Here is a 17,745-nt window from a genome sequence, read left to right as displayed (position 1 = left end):
ATGGCGCAAGAGGGTGCGAAATACGATAGGAATGAAAGGTTTCGGAGGGTTCCGGGACGAGTGTGTTCTCATCCGCCTTTTCCGGTGGTTCGGGAGAATACGGTGAGGGAGAGAAAAAGGGAGAGCTTCAAAAAAATGCTTGCAATTGTGTTAGTACTATTGTAAATACTTAGGCTACCCTAAATATATTAGAAATTGGGGGTGACATATGACAGGGACCGAGACATTGACAGCAAGCCTTGAGGATTATCTGGAGGCTATATTTCACATCGTCGCGGAGAAGCATGCGGTGAAGCCGCGGGATATCGCGAGACGCTTGAAGGTGAGCTATGCGTCCGTGACGGGGGCCCTTCGTTCCCTGTCTGAGAAGAAGCTGATCAATTACTCGCCCTATGACCTTATAACGCTGACAGAAGAGGGGGAGGTCGCGGCGAAGGACGTTGTGCGCAGGCACGAGATACTCCACGATTTCTTCGTCGAGGTGCTCGCCGTTCCCGAGGCGGACGCGGACGTAGCGGCATGCCGGATGGAACATTCCATCCCCAGGGACATAGTGGAGAGGTTCGTGAGGTTCGTGGAGTTTGTCGAGACCTGTCCCCGGGGCGGTCAGAAGTGGATCAAGGGATTCGGGTATCAGTGCGACCACACGAACACCTTGGAGAACTGCGAGAAGTGTATTGCCTCATGTCTTGATGAGGTGAAGGGTCGGGCGAAGGAAGGAGGTGCAAAGGCAATGGCACTGTCACGGTTGAAAGACTTAAAACCAGGCCAGAGATGCAAGGTTGTAAAAATCCGGGGACGGAGCGAGGCGGGAAGGCGGATCGTTGAAATGGGCGTCACCCCTGGTTCCGTTGTTGAGGTGGAGCGCATAGCGCCGCTGGGAGACCCGATAGATGTGAAGGTGAAGGGTTACCACCTGTCGCTCAGAAAAGCCGAGGCCGAGGGGATAGATGTTGAGATCATCTGACCGGGAGGAGACAATGCGGCAGGAGCGGCGTTCGATGCCGCTCAGCGCCGTTGAAGCCGGAAGAAAGGTGTATATCGTGGCTGTGGATTCGGGTCAGGATCTCAAGGGCAGGCTGGCGGCGATGGGTTTGGTTCCGGGAGTACCGGTGGATGTGATACTCAATTCGGCGCGGGGGCCCTTTATCGTTGCCGTTAAGGGCAGCCGGGTCATGCTCGGTCGGGGAATGGCCGCTAAGATCATCGTTGTCTAAAAAAATTTACCAACGAAGTTAGGCATAGCTAACTTCATTGGCTACAACTAATAACGGCAGGAGATTATAGGAAGGATGGGAGAACCTATGGGATCAAGGATCGTTGTGGCGCTCGCGGGAAATCCGAACTCGGGGAAGACCACCATATTCAACAACCTCACCGGCGCGAAGCAGCATGTCGGCAATTACCCCGGGGTGACGGTGGAAAGGAAGGAAGGCTACAGCCGATATGACGGCCATGAGATCATGTTCGTCGATCTTCCCGGGACGTACAGTCTTACCGCTTATTCGGCTGAGGAGCTGGTGGCAAGGAACTTCATCGTTGACGAGAAGCCTGATGTGGTGGTGGACATCATCGATTCCTCCAACCTGGAGCGGAACCTCTATCTTGCCGTTCAGCTCATGGAAACGGGGGTACCTCTCGTACTGGCCTTCAACATGAGCGATGAGGCCCGTGCACGGGGATATGAGTTCGATCTGGAAAAGTTTTCGCGGTTCTTCAACGCGGCGGTTGTGAGGACGGTCGGCCACAAGGGCGAGGGCATGGAGGAGTTGATGATGCAGATTGTGGCCGTCTCGCTGCAGAAAAGGGACCCCGGTGAAACGCCTTCTGTCAACTATGGGGAGGAACTCGAGGAAGAGATCGGCAAGATAATGTCCTTCCTGAAGGGCGACCTTCTCCTCGCTGAGAAGTATGGCGCACGCTGGTTGGCTGTGAAACTCCTGGAGAACGACAGGGATGTTCTCGAAAAGGTTTCATCCGACGCGGTCCGTGCCCAGCTCGCGAAGAGTTCTTCGCATATAGAGGGCATCCTCGGGGAGAACCCGGAGACGATCATCGCCAGCAGCAGATACGGGTACATCTCGGGTGCGTGCCAGGAGGCGGTGCACTCCACCGTGGAGGTCCTCCATACCATTTCTGATAAGATCGACACGGTCATCACGAACCGTGTCCTTGGCATCCCCATCTTCCTGGGGCTCATGTACCTGGTCTTCTACCTGACATTCACCCTGGGGGATCCTCCGATGGGGTGGATAGAAGGTCTCTTCGGATGGCTGGGGAACAGCATTGGTACCCTGTGGCCGGAAGGTTCGGAGAGCCTGCTCAGATCCCTGATCGTGGACGGCATCATCGGCGGCGTCGGCGGCGTCGTGGTCTTCCTGCCCAATATTCTCTTGTTGTTCTTCGCGATCGCGATCCTCGAGGATTCCGGATACATGGCGCGGGCCGCGTTCATCATGGACCGCCTGATGCACCGGATAGGACTTCACGGCAAGAGCTTCATCCCCATGCTTATCGGTTTCGGCTGCTCCGTTCCAGCCATAATGGCGACGAGAATGCTGGAGAACAGGAGGGACAGATTGGTCACGATGCTGGTTGTTCCCCTGATGAGCTGCGGAGCCAGGCTTCCGATCTACGCGCTCATAATACCCGCGTTCTTTCCGCAGGCGTGGAACGCCCCGATGCTCTGGATCATATACGTCATAGGGATTCTTCTCGCCGTTATCAGCGCGAAGGTCCTGCGCGGCACCATCTTCAAGGGCGAATCGGTTCCCTTCGTTATGGAGCTGCCTCCGTACCGTCTGCCGACCGTGAGGGGTGTCCTGACCCACATGTGGCAGCGCGGGTGGCTTTACCTCAAGAAGGCCGGAACGATCATACTGGGCATCTCCATCCTCCTGTGGGCTCTGACGACCTTTCCGGGACTGCCGCAAGAGCAGGCGGAGCGGTTCGAGAAGGAGAAACAGGCAGTGGAAGCGACCATAACGGACGAGGAGAAGAAGAAGGAGAAGATCACATCGATCGAAAACGCGATGACGGAGGCGTCGCTCAAGGGCAGCATCGCGGGAAGGATCGGGCACGCCCTGGAACCGGTCCTCAAGCCCATGGGATTTGACTGGAAGATAGGTACGGCTCTCATTGGTGCCTTTGCCGCCAAGGAGGTCTTTGTGGCACAGCTGGGCATTGTCTACAGCGTCGGCAAGGAGGCCAACGAAGAGTCTTCTGAGCTTCGCGATCAATTGCGTGCCAACTACACTCCGCTCGTGGCATTCTGCATCATGCTCTTTTGCCTGGTGAGCGCTCCCTGCATGGCAACGATCGCGGTAACGCGCAGGGAGAGCAATTCCTGGAAGTGGGCACTCTTTCAGCTGGCGGGGCTCACGGTGATGGCCTGGATACTGACGGTGATCGTCTTCCAGGCGGGCCGCGTGCTTGGTATCGGTATCTGACGGGAGGTGTCTCATGAACGGGTCGATCGGGGAGTTGACGGCGGTTGTGGTGATCGTCGGAGCGGTGGTCGTCCTTGCCGCCAGGTCCATCTACCGGTTGGTAACGGGCCGGGAGACGGGAAAGTGCTGCGGATGCTCGTCCTGCACGTGCCAGGACAGGGACAGGAAAACGGAATAAGGAGTTTAACGGGACAGACAACAAGGAGGCATCAATGTGCGTTGCTTTGATAGGTGGAATGGATAGATTGGAGCGGGATTATGAAACTGAAGCCCGAAGGCATGGAGTGGAGTTGAGGGTTTTTACCAAAACAAAGACGGGTCTCACGACCCGCCTCAAGGCCGTCGATGTCATGGTCATGTTCACGGGAAAGGTATCGCATCAGTTGAAGAGAGAGGCTGTGAGTGCCGCGAAGTCAAAAAGCATCCCCGTGATCATGGTACATTCCTGCGGTGTATGCAGTTTGCGCGAATGCCTGCAGCGTCTTGTGGCATCGGGTCAAAGGGGTGCGGGAGAGTCCGGATGCGCGGGCTCCCGCAAGGACGCGCATTGTCGCCGCACCGCCGACAGGGCGGTGGCTTAAGGGAAGGTTCTTCCTCTGTTAACTTATGGAAAGGATATTCGACTATTATATAAGGAGATATACATGGTCACATTGTCGCAGATCAGGTTGAGTAGAAAGATGATAAAGGCGGCCCTTGTTCTTGCCCTGGCGGTTTCCCTGCCGGGAGTGACCTTCGCCGCCCGGCCGCTCCTCACCGATGACGCGGGGACGCTGGGAAAAGGTGCGTTCCAGGTGGAACTGGGTTTCGAAACGTCGGACCACAGGACGGACGAGGACGGTGTGGTTACCAAAGAGGATGGGTCTTCCGCCAGCACCACCCTTTCCTATGGCATCCTCGACAACCTGGATGTCCTCCTGGGAGTGCCATATGAGTGGTCGAGGGTGAGGGAAGATGGTGATACCATCCACAACGAAAATGGTATTGCCGATATGACGCTGGAGGCGAAGTGGCGGTTCTTTGAGAAGGGTGGCTTTGCCATGGCAGTGAAGCCCGGGGTGTCCTTCCCGACGGGGAACCACAACAAGGGCTTCGGAACCGGCCGGATGACCTACGGAGCGCTCTTCATCGCCACACAGGACATAGGCCCCGTCTCCCTGCATCTCAATGCGGGGTACAGACGCAATGATAACGACACGGACGAGAGAAAGGACATATGGGGCGGGGATATCGCCGCCGTTGTCACCGTGGCGAAACCCCTGAAACTCGTGGCGAATGTGGGAACGAAAACGAACACCGACAGGACGGCAGCCACCGACCCCGCCTTCTTTCTCGGGGGTCTCATATACTCCATCACGGACAAGATCGACCTCGACCTCGGCTACAAGCGCGGTCTCAACAAGGCAGAGGCGGACAACACCTACATCGGCGGATTGACGATAAGGTTCTGAGAGGACAGGTAATGGGTGATGGGTTATGGGTCATGGGACGTAGATCCCTTCCTGTAACCTGTCACCCGAGATCCGTTATCCGCCCCCCCAACTTGCAAAAATCAAGGCCGCAATGTATTGTAGAAGCAGCCATGATCGAGAAGGATGGGAGTCGGGGCCGATGACGGAGGTGTGGACGGCGCTGGGGCTGACCACGTTTGCCGGGTTGGCGACGGGTATCGGGAGCGTTATCGCCTTCGCGGCCCGCAGGACCAATTATCGCTTCCTGTCGGTGTCGACGGGGTTCTCCGCGGGAGTGATGCTCTACGTTTCTTTCGTGGAGATATTCTTCAAGGGGTCCAGCGTGCTTGTCGAGTGCTACGGAGATCCCGCGGGACATTGGATCAACGTGGCGTCCTTTTTTGGTGGCGTCCTGTTCATAGGGGTTATTGACAATCTTATCCCCTCATCTGAGAATCCCCACGAAACGCACGCGGAATTCGAGTTCATCCCCCTCCACGGTTCTGCGGGTTCTCCACGGAACGCCGAGCCCGCGGGGGAAGGTTCCGGACCGGGGCAGGGCACCGCCCTTCACAAGGGCAGATTGATGCGCATGGGTCTTTTCACGGCGCTTGCCATAACCGTGCACAATCTGCCGGAAGGGCTGGCGACCTTCCTTGCCGCGCTGAAGGACCCCGGCCTTGGCCTGGCGATAGCCACGGCCATCGCCTTGCACAATATTCCCGAGGGCATCAGCGTTTCCGTACCCATCTTCTATGCCACGGGGAAACGCAGGAAGGCATTCTTCTACTCCTTCCTGAGCGGCATGGCGGAACCGGTGGCGGCGGCTGCTGCGTACCTGGCGCTCAGAGTGTTCACGGGCGGTGCGTCGGGAGCCATCCCCGAGCAGTTCATGGGGATTCTCTTCGGCGGCGTCGCCGGCGTTATGGTATACATCAGTCTCGACGAACTTCTCCCGGCAAGCCGCGCCTACGGGAAGGGACACGACAGCCTCTTCGGCCTCATCAGCGGGATGGCGATCATGGCGTTGAGCCTGTTATTGATGAAGAAGTGAAAGGAAAGAGGAGGTTGCTGTGACCATCGAAAAGGCGAGTATCTTCTTTGGCTGGTGTACGGTCATCAATCTCATTGTATTGATGATATGGTTTCTGGCCTTTTCCAGAGCCCACGAGATGCTGTACCGGATCCACGTTCAGTGGTTCAGGATCTCGCGGGAGAGCTTCGACGCTATACACTACGCCGGCATGGCATTCTACAAAGTGTGCATCATACTTTTCAACCTTGCGCCCATGATCGCCCTACGCATAGCGCTGCAGGCATGAGGAGAAAAGGTATGGAGGAACGATTGAGGTCCGAAGCGAAACGGCTTCCCTGGATGCTTGTCAAAGTGGTGGGAGGCTTGATGGCCGTCATTGGTTTCGGGGGAGCGGTGGCGGTTCTCACGAGACGGCCGGATCCATCCTGGGGAGGCGTGTTGGGTTGGGTGCTGGCGGGCGTGATCGGCCTTGTTCTTTTCCTTGCCGCGTCCCGGTCACTCACCGCGCGGAAAGAAGCGGACAGTCCGGAGCCCACCGGGAAGGACCGGGCAAGGACCAGTGCCCTGTCATGGACGGTACTCCTTGTTCTGGCCGCTTTGTTCGTTGTCATTATTCTCATCCTGGCAGCCTGAGGGGAGGAAAAATCTTTGTACCATTCGTCGCGATGTGGTAAATAAGTCTCGATGAAAGAACTGCTGGGTTTTTGTGACCTATCCTGCAAGTATGCGTCGATGCCAAAAGAGACCGGTGTGGACGGCTCGGGAAGCTGCAGGACCTTCGTGGCGATCCGGTGCGCCCTCAAGAAGACCCTCGTGCACAAGAACATGCCCTGTAAAGACAAAGTGCTCAAGAAGACAAAGAAATAGACTGGTTATTGGTCCTTTTCTTTCAAGAGGGCCATGAGCTTTTCCAGTTGATAGTCCGATGACAGGGATGCCTGGTGGAGCGTGTCGACGGCCCTGAAGCTGTCCCGGAGTTCCTCACGCACCTTGTCTTCCTCGACCCCCTCCCGGGACAGTATGGAGACACCGGCGGTGAAATGCATCCAGGCGACCATGTCCTCGAAGGCCTCCTTGCTGAACCACAGGACGCCCTGGTAACGGTTGATGCCGAGAAGATAATGGACGTCGCCGTCGGCCATGAGCGATGCGAGCACCGACCGGGGATTGTGTTCCTCGCACCATCTCTGGTGGGTGGTGAAGATCTTGATAAGCAACTGAGCGGAGTGCCTGTCGCTGTCGTCGTAGCCCAGTTCCTCCAGTGTTTCCCCGATGATCCGGCCGAAGAGCCATTCGTCTATCCAGCTTCTGCTGACCTCCTCGCGGGCGCCGGCGCCGTCGATGAGGTCTCCCAGGACATGGACGAACAGCCATGCCAGGTGGGCGGCGGAAAGCTCCCGCGACAGGACCGAACGGATGTCTGTCTCGCTGTCGGTGATGTGCTCCATGAAGGGATGGGAGGTTACCAGTATCGCGAGTTTTCTCGTCACCTCCCGGATGATGGCCTGCTCGTCCCGGGATGAACCGGTGTGCGCCTTGATCTCCCGAAGGAGGTCGCCAAGCTTGCGTGTGACCTCATCGGTCAGTTCCTCCGGTGGCAGAGGTACCTTGCGGTTCACCACATCCCTGTGGGTCGTGAGGACATACCGAAAGAACCCGGGATTGACAAGTTCCCTGAAGTACCCGTGGATGGGTTGGAGGAAGATCTCCCGCATGGTCTCCTCGATACTGGGAACGCCCCTGCCGCCGAGGTACCTGCAGAGTTGCGCGTAGTGGTGCCACTCGTTGTCCTCAACATGGCGGAAGTCGAGGAAAACGTGATACTGGTAGGCCTGAAGCTCCACGAAGAGGCCCTTTTCGGCCAGCTCCCCGTTTTCCCTGATATACTCCAGGCTGGAAACGTGGTCCCTGAAAAGAGTGAAACAAGCGCCGTCCCTCGGGAGGCCGAGGCCTTCCGCAAGGTCTTTCTGGACGAGCCTGCGGGTATCCCCGGGGCCTTCCTTGACGGAGAACGCGGCGGACCGGTGTATCCAGCCCCGTGCCGTCGCGTACCTGTTGTGGAAGACAAAGAGCGTTCTTTTATCCCCGAAACGATTCGAGTACGCGAAGACGTCCTCGTTGACGGTGCCCTCGGGAGTGAAGAAATCATAGAGAAGGAAATTCTCCACGTCGGCGAAGAGGTGGCGATGGTGGAGGAGGGGGGATATCTCCCGTTCGTGGCGCTCGACGAGGTACTGGTTCGGCGTTTCATCCCAGTATGCCCTGCGGTACTCCATGCCGTACTTCTCCCCGTAGCCTTCGACCTGTCCGTGGCCGAACATGGGGAGGCCCGGCATCGTGACCATCATGGTACAGACCCCGAAGTACTTGTCTCCCGTGCCAAACTGGTCCACGGCCGTCCTTTCGTCGGGGTTGTTCATGAAGTTGACGAAACGGCGGAGTATCTGCGGGTCAAACTCAAGGGTATTCTTCATGACAAGGCGGTACTTGGAATTCTCCTCGTCGCGAAGCATGTTCATGAAGGCGCTGTTGTAGACGCGATGCATCCCCAGAGTCCGGACGAAGTACCCCTCCAGCAGCCAGAACGCCTCGGCAAGCAGAAGCGTGTCCGGTGCCTCCACGGCGACACGGTCCACGACCTCGCGCCAGAACTCGGCTGGCATGGCCTTCGAGAAATCGTCATAGGTGAGGCTGTGCTCCGATCGTGTCGGTATGGCCCCGCCCGTACCCGGCTCGGGAAACCAGAGCCTCTGGTAATGTTTCTTCGTGAGCGTCATGGCGGCATCGAAACGGATGACGGGAAACTCCCGGGCCACGTGGATGATGGTGCGGATCATCGCCTCGCGCACCTCGGGGTTGAGGTAGTTGAGCTGTGCCGTGTCGTTCCAGGGCATGCTCGTCCCGTCATTCCCGTGATAGACGAACTTCTCGTCGCCCGTCCAGTTGTCACGCCGCTTGAATACCACCGCCGCGTCGGTGCGGTCATAGTAGTGGTCCTCTATCTGGATGGATACACGGTCGTCATGGGACAGGTTGGCTCCACCGAATGAGTACCAGGGAAAGGGGTTGTGGTCAACGGAGATGAACCAGTCGGGATGCTCGATGACCCAGCGCGAGTAGATGCCGACATGGTTCGGCACCATGTCGCTGGCAAGGCGAATGCCCCGTCGCGTCGCGCGGTCCTTGAATTGAAGAAAGGCCTCCTCGCCTCCGAGGTCCCGGGCAATGATATAGTCGTGCAGAGAATAGGCGGAAGGGACCGCCTCCGGGTTGCCGCACATCTGTTTGATGCGCTGCGAGGCGGCGCTGCGTTCCCATACTCCGATGAGCCATATTCCGGTAAAACCCCTCCTCCGGAGGATGTCGAGCTCCTCGTCGGGTATCTGATCGAGTTTGTCTATGGATCGGCCGTAGGACCGCGATAACTGGTCGAGCCATACGTACACGTTCTTGGCGATGAGGATGAGCCGCGGCATCCAGTCCTTGTCCGCGCTGAACTGTTCCGGTTCGAATTCGAGACCGGTGTACCGGTACACCTGGGCCTTGCCGGGCCCGAGAAAAGGCATCTTCTCCTCTTCCTTGAAGAGGTCGAGGCTTTTGAGCATGCGTGAGATGAACCTGGAGCCGAGAAGGTATCCCCAGCGCTCCATGATGTATTCGAGCTGCCCCGACAACGAGTGGGGCACGGCGATGGCGGGACTGCGGAGCAGGTCTATCAGGTTCTGTCCTTCCGGCCCGAAGGGGGGCTGCGAGTCAAAGAAGGACCTCAGTTCGCCGATGGTCCTCAGAAACGAGGTCTCTCTCTTGAGGGAAGAGTCGTCGAAAAGCTCGGTAAAGGGGGAGAAGGCGGGATTCATGTTCGCAAGCCAGAGAAGGAGCATCTCTTCGAGCACGATCTGCCGGTTGGGTGTCTCGCCCGTCTGGCCGCTGAGGTACTCATCGAGGGTCATCTTCCTCTGGTAGACGGCAAGGGGCGGGAATTCATCGCTGAACTGGCGGAGGACCCTCGCTGTTTCCCCGGGCCCGAACTCTGCCTCGAGGTGGGAAAGGGCGCGGGCCATCACGTCCTTCCGAAGGGATTCCCCGTACACGCTCACCATGTAGTGAAGGATCTCGTCGATGAGGCCCATGGCGATGAGCGCGCCCGCGCGTATGGCGCTCTCGGGGTAGAGCATGAGGTCCCGCCTGTCGTTCATCTTCTGAGCGAAGGCGCGGGCAGCGAGAAAGTTGGTGAATATCACGTTGCCGCTCAAGGTGAAGAGGGAGTCGCTGAAATGATACGTGTCCCTCGCCTTCCGCGACACGTGGAACTCTCTGATCGTCTTTATCATAGGCTCACGCCAATTGTCCTTTGTAGAAGGAATGCTAACACAGCCAGGGAATTCAGTCAATCGGGGTTTGAAAAACCGTTTCAAGTTTCAAGTCTCAGGTCTCAAGTTGAAGACAAAGACTGAAAACAGTCGTCTAAGGGTTTTAATCCTGCCTAACATGCCGCAGCGTTTGCCATCATGCTGGTAACCTGTCCCGTGTCATTCCGCCCAACCTCTCTCCCGTTCATCCGCCCAACCTCTCTCCCGTCATTCCGGCGAAGGCCTGAATCCAGAAAAAGCCCTGCCGCAGCAGAAAGCACACCGAAAACAAGACCCTGAGAGTGCGATACGAGAGGTGCAGTGGCACTTGTCTCTGTCGGGTGACCATTCACCGCCGTTTCTTCCTGGATTCCGGCCTTCGCCGGAATGACGTTGGCATGATGGGCGCGGACGGAATGAGAGCCCGTGCAGTGTCCGGGAACATCTGAAGCTCATGCGACCGTCTTTGCGTCCTGAAACCTGAAACCGTCCTCACTTCCACTTTTGTTTAATGGTTTTGATATTTTTCTGGATTGCGGTCATGTAGGGGTTTCTTTTTCCGCCGTAGTGGTAGGGGATGTATGTTTCCATGGAACCCATCATCTTGAAGCGCTTGAGGGCCACTTCCTCGTAGAAGGTGGGTGTTGATCGGATGAGCTCATCGGCGTCGGCATAGAGGGTGGAACCCTTCCTGTGAAGTTTCTCGACACCTTCAAAACTGTAGGACTCCGCAAATTCGTCGAAGAGGACGGGGAGGGTGTCGATGTAATCGGGGGATGACATCTGGCCCAGGAGATCCGCTGTCCCCAGGGCGCATCCGACTATCCGTTCTTCGTCATTACGGAAGCGGACATTGAGGTCGATGGTGACGCCGGTGCACCGGATGACATTGAGGACATGGCGTATTTCGGCCACAGGCAGACCTATCTGGCGGAGATAGATGTTGGCGAAATCGATGCTGCGCTGTACGTGGGTGAGGGTGTATTTCGCGCCCGTGCCTTCATCGTCACCGATCTCCCTGATGTACCCCGTGTCGTGCAGAAGGACCGCGATGGTTCCGAAGGAGAAGAAATCCTCCGAGATCCTTGGAGAGGCACCGCTCTTGTTCCAGCCGCTGACGATCTCCACGAAAGGCGGCACGGTCTGCATGGTGTGGTAGAGGTCATGGTACTGCGTATCGCACCGGTGATAGCCGGGCCATTCGCCGTTAAAGAGGTCGACGATGTCCCCGAAAACCCGGGAGATGAAAGGGACGCCATGATTGCCGTAATTCTCGTCATGGATCTTTCCGATATGCTCCAGGATATTCTCGGGTGTCAGCTTGTTCCTCGAGAAAACAGGCATGCCATTATCTCCTGCGCAAGAGTTTTCGGTAGTAGTTCTTGAACACTATACCATAGACGACAACCGTCAATAAAGCGCTGATGACAAGCGGGAAAAGAAGGCTTCCCGGCAGGAGCCGGCGCACAAGGACGATAAGAAAAGTGAGAAGTATCCCGGCGAGAAGGGACTTGATGATGTCGCGGACGGCGGGGCGGGCCAGTCTGTACCCTGTCCTGTTCCTGAGAATGATATAGAGAAAGAGGAAGTTGTAGAGGGACACAATGGACGTGGCCAGGGATATCCCCAGGTTTCTGAAGGGGACCATGAGGACAGAGGCGATGATGGCGTTGAGCACGATGGAGGTGATGCCGATGAGCGCCGGCGTTTTCATGTCGTGCATGGCGTTGAATATCCTCACGAAGGAGATGGAAAGGGCATAGAAGACGAGCCCCACGCTGTAACCGAAAAGCGCCCGGTTCGTCATTGCCGTGTCCGTCGCTGTGAAGGCCCCGCGTTCATAGAGGAGCTTGACGCACAGGTCCCCCGTGGCGCACAGCAATATGGTCGCCGGGATGAGGGTCACGCAGATGAGGACGACTGAGCTGTCTATGTGGGCCCTGAAATCACCCATGTCCCTGTCATGGAAGAGCTTCGAGAGCTTCGAGAACATGACGGTGTACACGGGCACGGCGAAGAGGCTGAAGGGAAGGATGAATATCCTGAAGGCGTAGGAAAGGGACGCCACCTCTCCGTGGGGGAGGTAGGAGGCTATGATCCTCCCGACAAAGCTGTTGATGGGCACGATGGACGTCGCGATGAGCGCGCCGGTGAAAAGACGTTTGGCCGTGGCAACGGCTGGGTGGCCGAGATCAAGGGAGAAGTGGTAGCGGATGCCGAATTTCCTGAGATAGGGATACTGCATGACGATCTGCAGGAGGGCTCCCACGCTGACGCCTATGGCAAGGCTGTAGATGCCGAGCTTCTTCGCCAGGAGGACCGCCGAGGCGATGAAGAAGATGTTCCAGAGTATCCCCGACAGCTCGGGGGCGGCGAAGTGCTCCTTCGCGTTGAGGAATGCCTTCATGACGGAAAGGACCGTGTGAAAGGCGATGACGGGTATCATGATGAGGAAAAGGTTGTTCGTGATCGCCCTTGCCTCTTCGGTGAAGCCCGGGGCGATCAGCCGCACGACGGTTCCGCTGAAGAGGAAGAACAGGAGGGAGACGAAGAGCGTGAGGACCACGGAGATGTTGATGAACGTCGAGTATATGCGGGAGTACTCCTCGCGGTCGTGGAGATATTTCGTGCACACGGGGATAAGGAAGGCGCTTGTCGCCCCGGAGAAGAAGAGCGTCTGGATGAGCTCGGGAAAGTTGAAGGCCACGATGAATGCGTCGACGAGCAGGGTGGCCCCGAAGAGGTATGCCTGTATCGCTTCGCGGACATAGCCGAGCGGTCTCGAGATGAGGGTTATGATGGTGATGACGGAGCCTTTGCGGATGATGTCGAGCGCCGGGTTCCGGCGGGAGGGCTCAGATGCTTTCTGTTCCAATATTCCGTCTCTTGACGATCTTACGGAGTTTGTTGAGGGCCTTTTGTTCGATCTGGCGTATGCGCTCCCGCGTCACGCCGAAGGTCTTGCCGATGGATTCCAGTGTCTGCGGTTCGTCTCCGTCAAGGCCGAAACGCAGCATGATGACCTTCCTCTCGTCGGAGGCAAGGGTGTCGAGCCACGAGGCCACCTCTTCCATGCGCCTCGTGTGTTCCAGGATGGAAAGCGGTTCTTCGTTATCGGGGTTGGGAATGACCTCCTCGAGGGTGAGCTTCGAGTTCTCGTCGATGTAGCTTTCCAGGGAATAGGTCTTTATCGCCATGGTGAAGAGGTTTCTGACGAAGTCGATGCGGTACCCCGATTCCGTGGAGATCTCCTCCAGCGAAGGCTCCCGGCCCGTCTTTTCAACGGCGGAGCTGATGATCTTCGATATCCTGTTCACCCGGGATGAGACGTGGACGGGCAGACGTATCGTCCGGGAGTGGTTCGCTATCGACCGCTCGATGGACTGCTTTATCCACCACGTGGCATACGTGGAGAAGCGGCACTCTTTTGCCAGGTCGAACTTTTCCACAGCCTTTATGAGGCCTATGTTGCCCTCCTCGATGAGGTCGAGGAGGCTCATCCCCTGGTTGACGTATCTGCGGGCGATCTTCACCACGAGGCGCAGGTTGGCCTCGATCATCTTCCTGCGGGCCTCCGGGTTCCCCTCCGCCACCATGCGGGCGTACATCTTCTCTTCTTCGACGGATATGACGGGGAGCTTGCGCAAATCCCTCATGTACAGGCGCTCCACCTCGATATCGTCGTAGCGGGCAAAGCCCGCCGTGTCCCTTTCCCCGTTCATTCTCTCCATCCCTGCTCACCGATGAGCTTCACGAATCTGCAGCCGCCGTAATTCTCTTCTGTATAACTGTCTTTGGCCTCACGTGTGAAGATGATGAGGTCCTGGGAGAACTCGTTTCCAATGGGAATGACAAGCCTGCCGCCGATGGCGAGCTGTTCGAGCAGGGCCGCGGGAGGGTGGGGAGCGGCGGCTGTCACGATGATCCCGTCATAGGGGCTGTGTTCCTTCCAGCCGAGGGTGCCGTCGCCGATGTGGATGATCACGTTAGTATACTTGAGCTGGTCGAATATCTTTCGCGCCCTTTTCGCTATGGCCGGTATGCGCTCTATGGTGTAGACCATGTCGGCAACCTCCGCGAGGATGGCGCACTGATACCCCGATCCGGTGCCGATCTCGAGGACCTTTTCCTTGCCGGTGAGATGGAGGAGTTCCGTCATGAGAGCCACGATGTAGGGCTGCGAGATGGTCTGCTTCTCTCCGATGGGAAGAGGGTGGTCCTCGTATGCCTCGGGCCAGAGGGCCTCATCGACGAAGAGGTGTCTCGGGACCTTCAACATCGCGTTGACGACGCGCCTGTCCGTCACCCCGCGGGCGACGATCTGCGTCTCCACCATCAACTGCCGCTTGCTCTGATATTGGTTCATCATAGGGAAAGTTCTTTTGCCCTCTGCGCGGCCTTCTCTATGGCCTCGATGACGCTTCCCCTGAAAGCCTTCTCCTCAAGAGCGGCGAGGCCGCTGATGGTGGTGCCGCCCGGCGATGTTATCATTTCGCGCATCAGTGCGGGGTGGACGTTCTCTTCCTCGAGCATGGCGATCGTCCCTTTGATGACCTGAAGAGAAATGGCCTTCGCCTTGTCTCTCGGGATGCCTATCTTGACGCCGCCGTCGATCATCGCCTCCAGGAAGAGAAGGAAGAAAGCGGGGCTGCTGGCGCCGAGGGAGGTGATGGCGTCCATAAGCTCTTCCCCCACATCGACGGTGAGGCCCGCGGAGGAAAAGAGGTCCTTCACCTCCGAGACTTCCTTTTGCGAGACATCCGCGCCTGCCGCCACACCGATGACGCCCTGGCCGACCTTGACGGCGATATTGGGCATCATCCTGATGACCTTCACCGACCTGCCCGCGAGCGCGATGATGTTCGCCATGGTCACGCCGGCCATGATGGAGACGAGCACCTTCGATCCGTCCATGGAGGAAGCAACATCGGGAAGTATCTTACGGGCATCCTGGGGTTTAACGGCAACCACGACAAGATCGGACCTCTTCGTGAGCTCCGAAACTTTCTTGACGTCCTTGACGCCGTAAGTCTTTCCGATAGAGAGGGCGCGGTCTTTCTTTGTCTCAACAAAACAAAGACTATCCTTCTTCACCCCCTTCTGCATGAGGGCCCTGAGGACAGACTCCCCCATATTCCCCACACCCACGATGCCTACCTTGTTCATGGCTTCCTCCTTGTACCTTATAACAGAACAACGCCCCAAATTAAAGTCAAAACTGCGTATACGGGATAGCGGCGGTCGTTGGTGGCATGGGATGATGGAGATGAAAGAGGCTGGGGGATGAGGCGAACAAGACAAAGGCGGCTTGAATCGCTTGAATGGCTTGAGGGTTAACGGCGGAAGAAAGTAAAGGCGGTTTGAATAACTCCAGCCGATTGGCAGGTCGTTGACAAGATCGACCCTTGGCCCGCTCTACGTTCCGTCGTCATTCATCGGTCCGCCCTATGTTTTGCCGTCATTCCGGCGAAGGCCGGAATCTAGGAAACATGTCGAGTTAGAAGAACTTCCGGATTCGGGCCTGAACGCAGAATGAAGTATAAGCAGACCTCGTCAACAGGCCGCTGAACGTGGAAAGATGTAACATGCAACGGCAGATTCTCGGAACAGAACACCTGGAACGCGGGAACGGTCGGGATACGGTATCGGCGGAAGAGGTAAAGCCTTCACGAAAGACATGAGTTACGAGGATTTTGCAGAGGACCGCAAGACCTTTGAAGAAGAACAAGCTCATCCATGAGTATTTTAGCGTGGACACCGAGATCCTGTGGCAGCCAATACAGGAAGATATCGGACCCCTCGAAGCCACGGTTGGAGTGGTGCTAGCGGAAAGCGCTTAAGAAAAACATGTTATTCTTCAATGCACCTCGGAAGACCTGAGTCTGCTAATTTCCTGAGAATGTTGCCGCGCCCCCACCCCAACTATTCTTGGTCCGCAGCATAGAAATGAGTTTTTCCTGCCCCTTACGAATTGTCCGATCATAGACCCGCACCGAAAGAACGGTCATAGCCAAAATGCCAACACCAACACAAAATGCTATTCCAGCTGAATGAAAATTCTGATGAAAGAGATTGATAAATGCAGCGACTAGCGTCACTGTAGAGCACAACCATCCAAAGACTGCGCCGAACGTGGCTAATTCACTGGAAGCCTTCACTTGAACTGTTACGCCCTTGTCCGTTTTCCTGAAGAAGCCGTGAAACACAGGATTAAAACCACGGTTATACCAAACATCCAGTTTTACATCGAACCCCGATGCATATACTTCGCCGACAAAGGCATCATCCAAAGGCACATAAAAGGGATTGAAGGAGTGTGCCTTCGCCAAACTTGCTTCAAGGGTTCTTTTAACAGCATCTACCGTAAGACGGGTCTCAATTTCAAAGAAAGAAGCTCTAGGGATGAATATCAACTTCTTGGTGGAGTGAGTCATCTGCAAGCCTCGATCATTCCCATTCTATGGTTTCACTAACCAAGGGGTGGGACCACCATGCTCCTGCCCCACCTCGGCCAACTGTAGCACCGACCGGCCAACCACTTTTGGAAAATTGAATAGAAACACATACGACTGCACAAACATTAAGGGACCCGACGATATTGCTGGGATCGTCGGTGTACACGAGACCGAAACTGGGACCTTTGCTACCGCCTAAACCAATATTGGAGTTTGCCGAGGCAGAAAGTTGAGCTGATTCATCACCTCTGAAAAATCCCGTAGCGCCTCCGCCGGCGCCTCTCACTGGAGTGGCAAAATCACCGCCAGCCTGAATCACTAGCCAAGCTCTGTCCGCACCCTCGTTGAACAAGACGGCAAAGCCTGCCATCATGGCCCCTTGTCGAAAGCCTTTCCCGAAGTTGCCGCCGTAGATCGTTGAAGAAATTCCTCCGCTTACCCCACCAATCAGTGAGCGGCCTACGAGCTGTGACCCGAAATCATCCCGTATCAAGCCTCCAGAGAGAGTGCCTAGGCCGCTTGATATACCGCCAACGGCCGCCCCCTTCGCAACATCATCACTAGTGATGGCCGCATTAACTCCGCCTGCGAGGGCTCCGGCACCCGCATGAATGCTCGCAGCGCCCAAAGAACTCACACTCTGTTGATATGCGGCCGCCATCGCGTACTCACTTATAGCCCCCGCTTCAGTTACCGCTGCCATGGAAGCGCTTACCCTTATCCCTTCAATTAGTGTACCTGCTCCGTAAAAGGCTGCAGCGCTAACAGCCCCTGTCAGGGCACCTGTGGCGATATCGCCGCCTGTAGTTGCCGCAACCCCAGCTCCAATAGCAGCCCCAATAACGACAGTAACAATAAAGGCCGTCAGGCCAAAATCATGTCCGCTCGGATCCGTATATACTAACGGATTATTAACACAATAGCTATACCTGTTGAACGCCTGGAGGTTCCCCGGCTCGGGTATTATGGAGTCCGCCGATATGAACCTCCCCAGGAGGGGATCGT

17 protein-coding genes and 1 pseudogene are annotated in these 17,745 nt (G+C 56.7%); 10 read left to right on the top strand and 8 right to left on the bottom strand.

Annotated elements, in window-relative coordinates:
• Nucleotides 1–208: 208 nt before the first annotated feature.
• From GXX82_11215 to GXX82_11175, 9 genes are all read left to right on the top strand, one after another.
• Nucleotides 209–967 carry a DtxR family transcriptional regulator gene (locus GXX82_11215; GenBank protein ID NLT23605.1) on the top strand — a complete coding sequence of 253 codons (759 nt, stop codon included), beginning with the start codon at nt 209–211 and terminating at the stop codon, nt 965–967.
• Between the two features lie 13 nt (nt 968–980).
• Nucleotides 981–1,217 (top strand): ferrous iron transport protein A, encoded by a 237-nt coding sequence (locus GXX82_11210; GenBank protein NLT23604.1) that lies wholly within the window; start codon nt 981–983, stop codon nt 1,215–1,217.
• 75 nt (nt 1,218–1,292) lie between these two features.
• Nucleotides 1,293–3,449, top strand: coding sequence for a ferrous iron transport protein B (gene feoB, locus GXX82_11205; protein NLT23603.1), 2,157 nt, complete (start codon nt 1,293–1,295; stop codon nt 3,447–3,449).
• Between the two features lie 13 nt (nt 3,450–3,462).
• Nucleotides 3,463–3,627, top strand: a complete 165-nt coding sequence (locus GXX82_11200) for a hypothetical protein (GenBank protein ID NLT23602.1) — start codon at nt 3,463–3,465, stop codon at nt 3,625–3,627.
• A 34-nt stretch (nt 3,628–3,661) separates the two neighbouring features.
• The gene (locus GXX82_11195; GenBank protein NLT23601.1) at nt 3,662–4,030 is read left to right on the top strand and encodes a DUF2325 domain-containing protein; all 369 of its coding nucleotides are present in this window, start codon (nt 3,662–3,664) and stop codon (nt 4,028–4,030) included.
• A 63-nt stretch (nt 4,031–4,093) separates the two neighbouring features.
• Nucleotides 4,094–4,900, top strand: a complete 807-nt coding sequence (locus GXX82_11190) for a transporter (GenBank protein NLT23600.1) — start codon at nt 4,094–4,096, stop codon at nt 4,898–4,900.
• A 160-nt stretch (nt 4,901–5,060) separates the two neighbouring features.
• The gene (zupT, locus tag GXX82_11185) at nt 5,061–5,954 is read left to right on the top strand and encodes a zinc transporter ZupT (protein NLT23599.1); all 894 of its coding nucleotides are present in this window, start codon (nt 5,061–5,063) and stop codon (nt 5,952–5,954) included.
• A gap of 19 nt (nt 5,955–5,973) precedes the next feature.
• Nucleotides 5,974–6,222 carry a hypothetical protein gene (locus GXX82_11180; protein ID NLT23598.1) on the top strand — a complete coding sequence of 83 codons (249 nt, stop codon included), beginning with the start codon at nt 5,974–5,976 and terminating at the stop codon, nt 6,220–6,222.
• 11 nt (nt 6,223–6,233) lie between these two features.
• Nucleotides 6,234–6,569 (top strand): hypothetical protein, encoded by a 336-nt coding sequence (locus tag GXX82_11175; GenBank protein ID NLT23597.1) that lies wholly within the window; start codon nt 6,234–6,236, stop codon nt 6,567–6,569.
• A gap of 239 nt (nt 6,570–6,808) precedes the next feature.
• Here GXX82_11175 and GXX82_11170 read toward each other — a convergent pair whose 3' ends face one another.
• From GXX82_11170 to proC, 6 genes are all read right to left on the bottom strand, one after another.
• Nucleotides 6,809–10,267: an alpha-amylase gene (locus GXX82_11170; protein ID NLT23596.1), complete on the bottom strand. Its 3,459-nt coding sequence runs from the start codon at nt 10,265–10,267 to the stop codon at nt 6,809–6,811.
• Nucleotides 10,268–10,777: 510 nt separating this feature from the next.
• A complete protein-coding gene (locus GXX82_11165; GenBank protein NLT23595.1) occupies nt 10,778–11,629 on the bottom strand; it encodes a hypothetical protein in 852 nt (283 codons plus the stop codon).
• Nucleotides 11,630–11,633: 4 nt separating this feature from the next.
• A complete protein-coding gene (gene murJ / locus GXX82_11160; protein ID NLT23594.1) occupies nt 11,634–13,160 on the bottom strand; it encodes a murein biosynthesis integral membrane protein MurJ in 1,527 nt (508 codons plus the stop codon).
• Complete coding sequence (locus GXX82_11155; GenBank protein NLT23593.1) at nt 13,141–14,007, bottom strand: sigma-70 family RNA polymerase sigma factor; 867 nt, start codon at nt 14,005–14,007, stop codon at nt 13,141–13,143. Before GXX82_11155 ends, murJ begins: the two co-directional genes overlap by 20 nt.
• Entirely contained in the window at nt 14,004–14,651 is a 648-nt protein-coding gene (locus GXX82_11150; GenBank protein NLT23592.1) for a protein-L-isoaspartate(D-aspartate) O-methyltransferase, read from the bottom strand. The genes GXX82_11155 and GXX82_11150 overlap by 4 nt, the downstream gene beginning before the upstream one ends.
• Nucleotides 14,651–15,451 carry a pyrroline-5-carboxylate reductase gene (gene proC / locus GXX82_11145; GenBank protein NLT23591.1) on the bottom strand — a complete coding sequence of 267 codons (801 nt, stop codon included), beginning with the start codon at nt 15,449–15,451 and terminating at the stop codon, nt 14,651–14,653. Before proC ends, GXX82_11150 begins: the two co-directional genes overlap by 1 nt.
• A 511-nt stretch (nt 15,452–15,962) precedes the next feature.
• Here proC and GXX82_11140 point away from each other — a divergent pair.
• A pseudogene (locus GXX82_11140) lies at nt 15,963–16,125 on the top strand (DUF86 domain-containing protein).
• Nucleotides 16,126–16,170: 45 nt separating this feature from the next.
• Here GXX82_11140 and GXX82_11135 read toward each other — a convergent pair.
• Together GXX82_11135 and GXX82_11130 are read right to left on the bottom strand one after the other, a co-directional pair.
• The gene (locus GXX82_11135; GenBank protein NLT23590.1) at nt 16,171–16,719 is read right to left on the bottom strand and encodes a hypothetical protein; all 549 of its coding nucleotides are present in this window, start codon (nt 16,717–16,719) and stop codon (nt 16,171–16,173) included.
• Between the two features lie 13 nt (nt 16,720–16,732).
• On the bottom strand, nt 16,733–17,745 hold a 1,013-nt coding region (locus GXX82_11130; protein NLT23589.1), incomplete at its 5' end, for a hypothetical protein.

Source organism: Syntrophorhabdus sp. (assembly GCA_012719415.1).
Lineage (GTDB): Bacteria > Desulfobacterota > Syntrophorhabdia > Syntrophorhabdales > Syntrophorhabdaceae > Delta-02.
The sequence above is the reverse complement of the archived record's forward strand: the minus strand, read 5'-3'. Positions and strand labels throughout refer to the sequence as shown.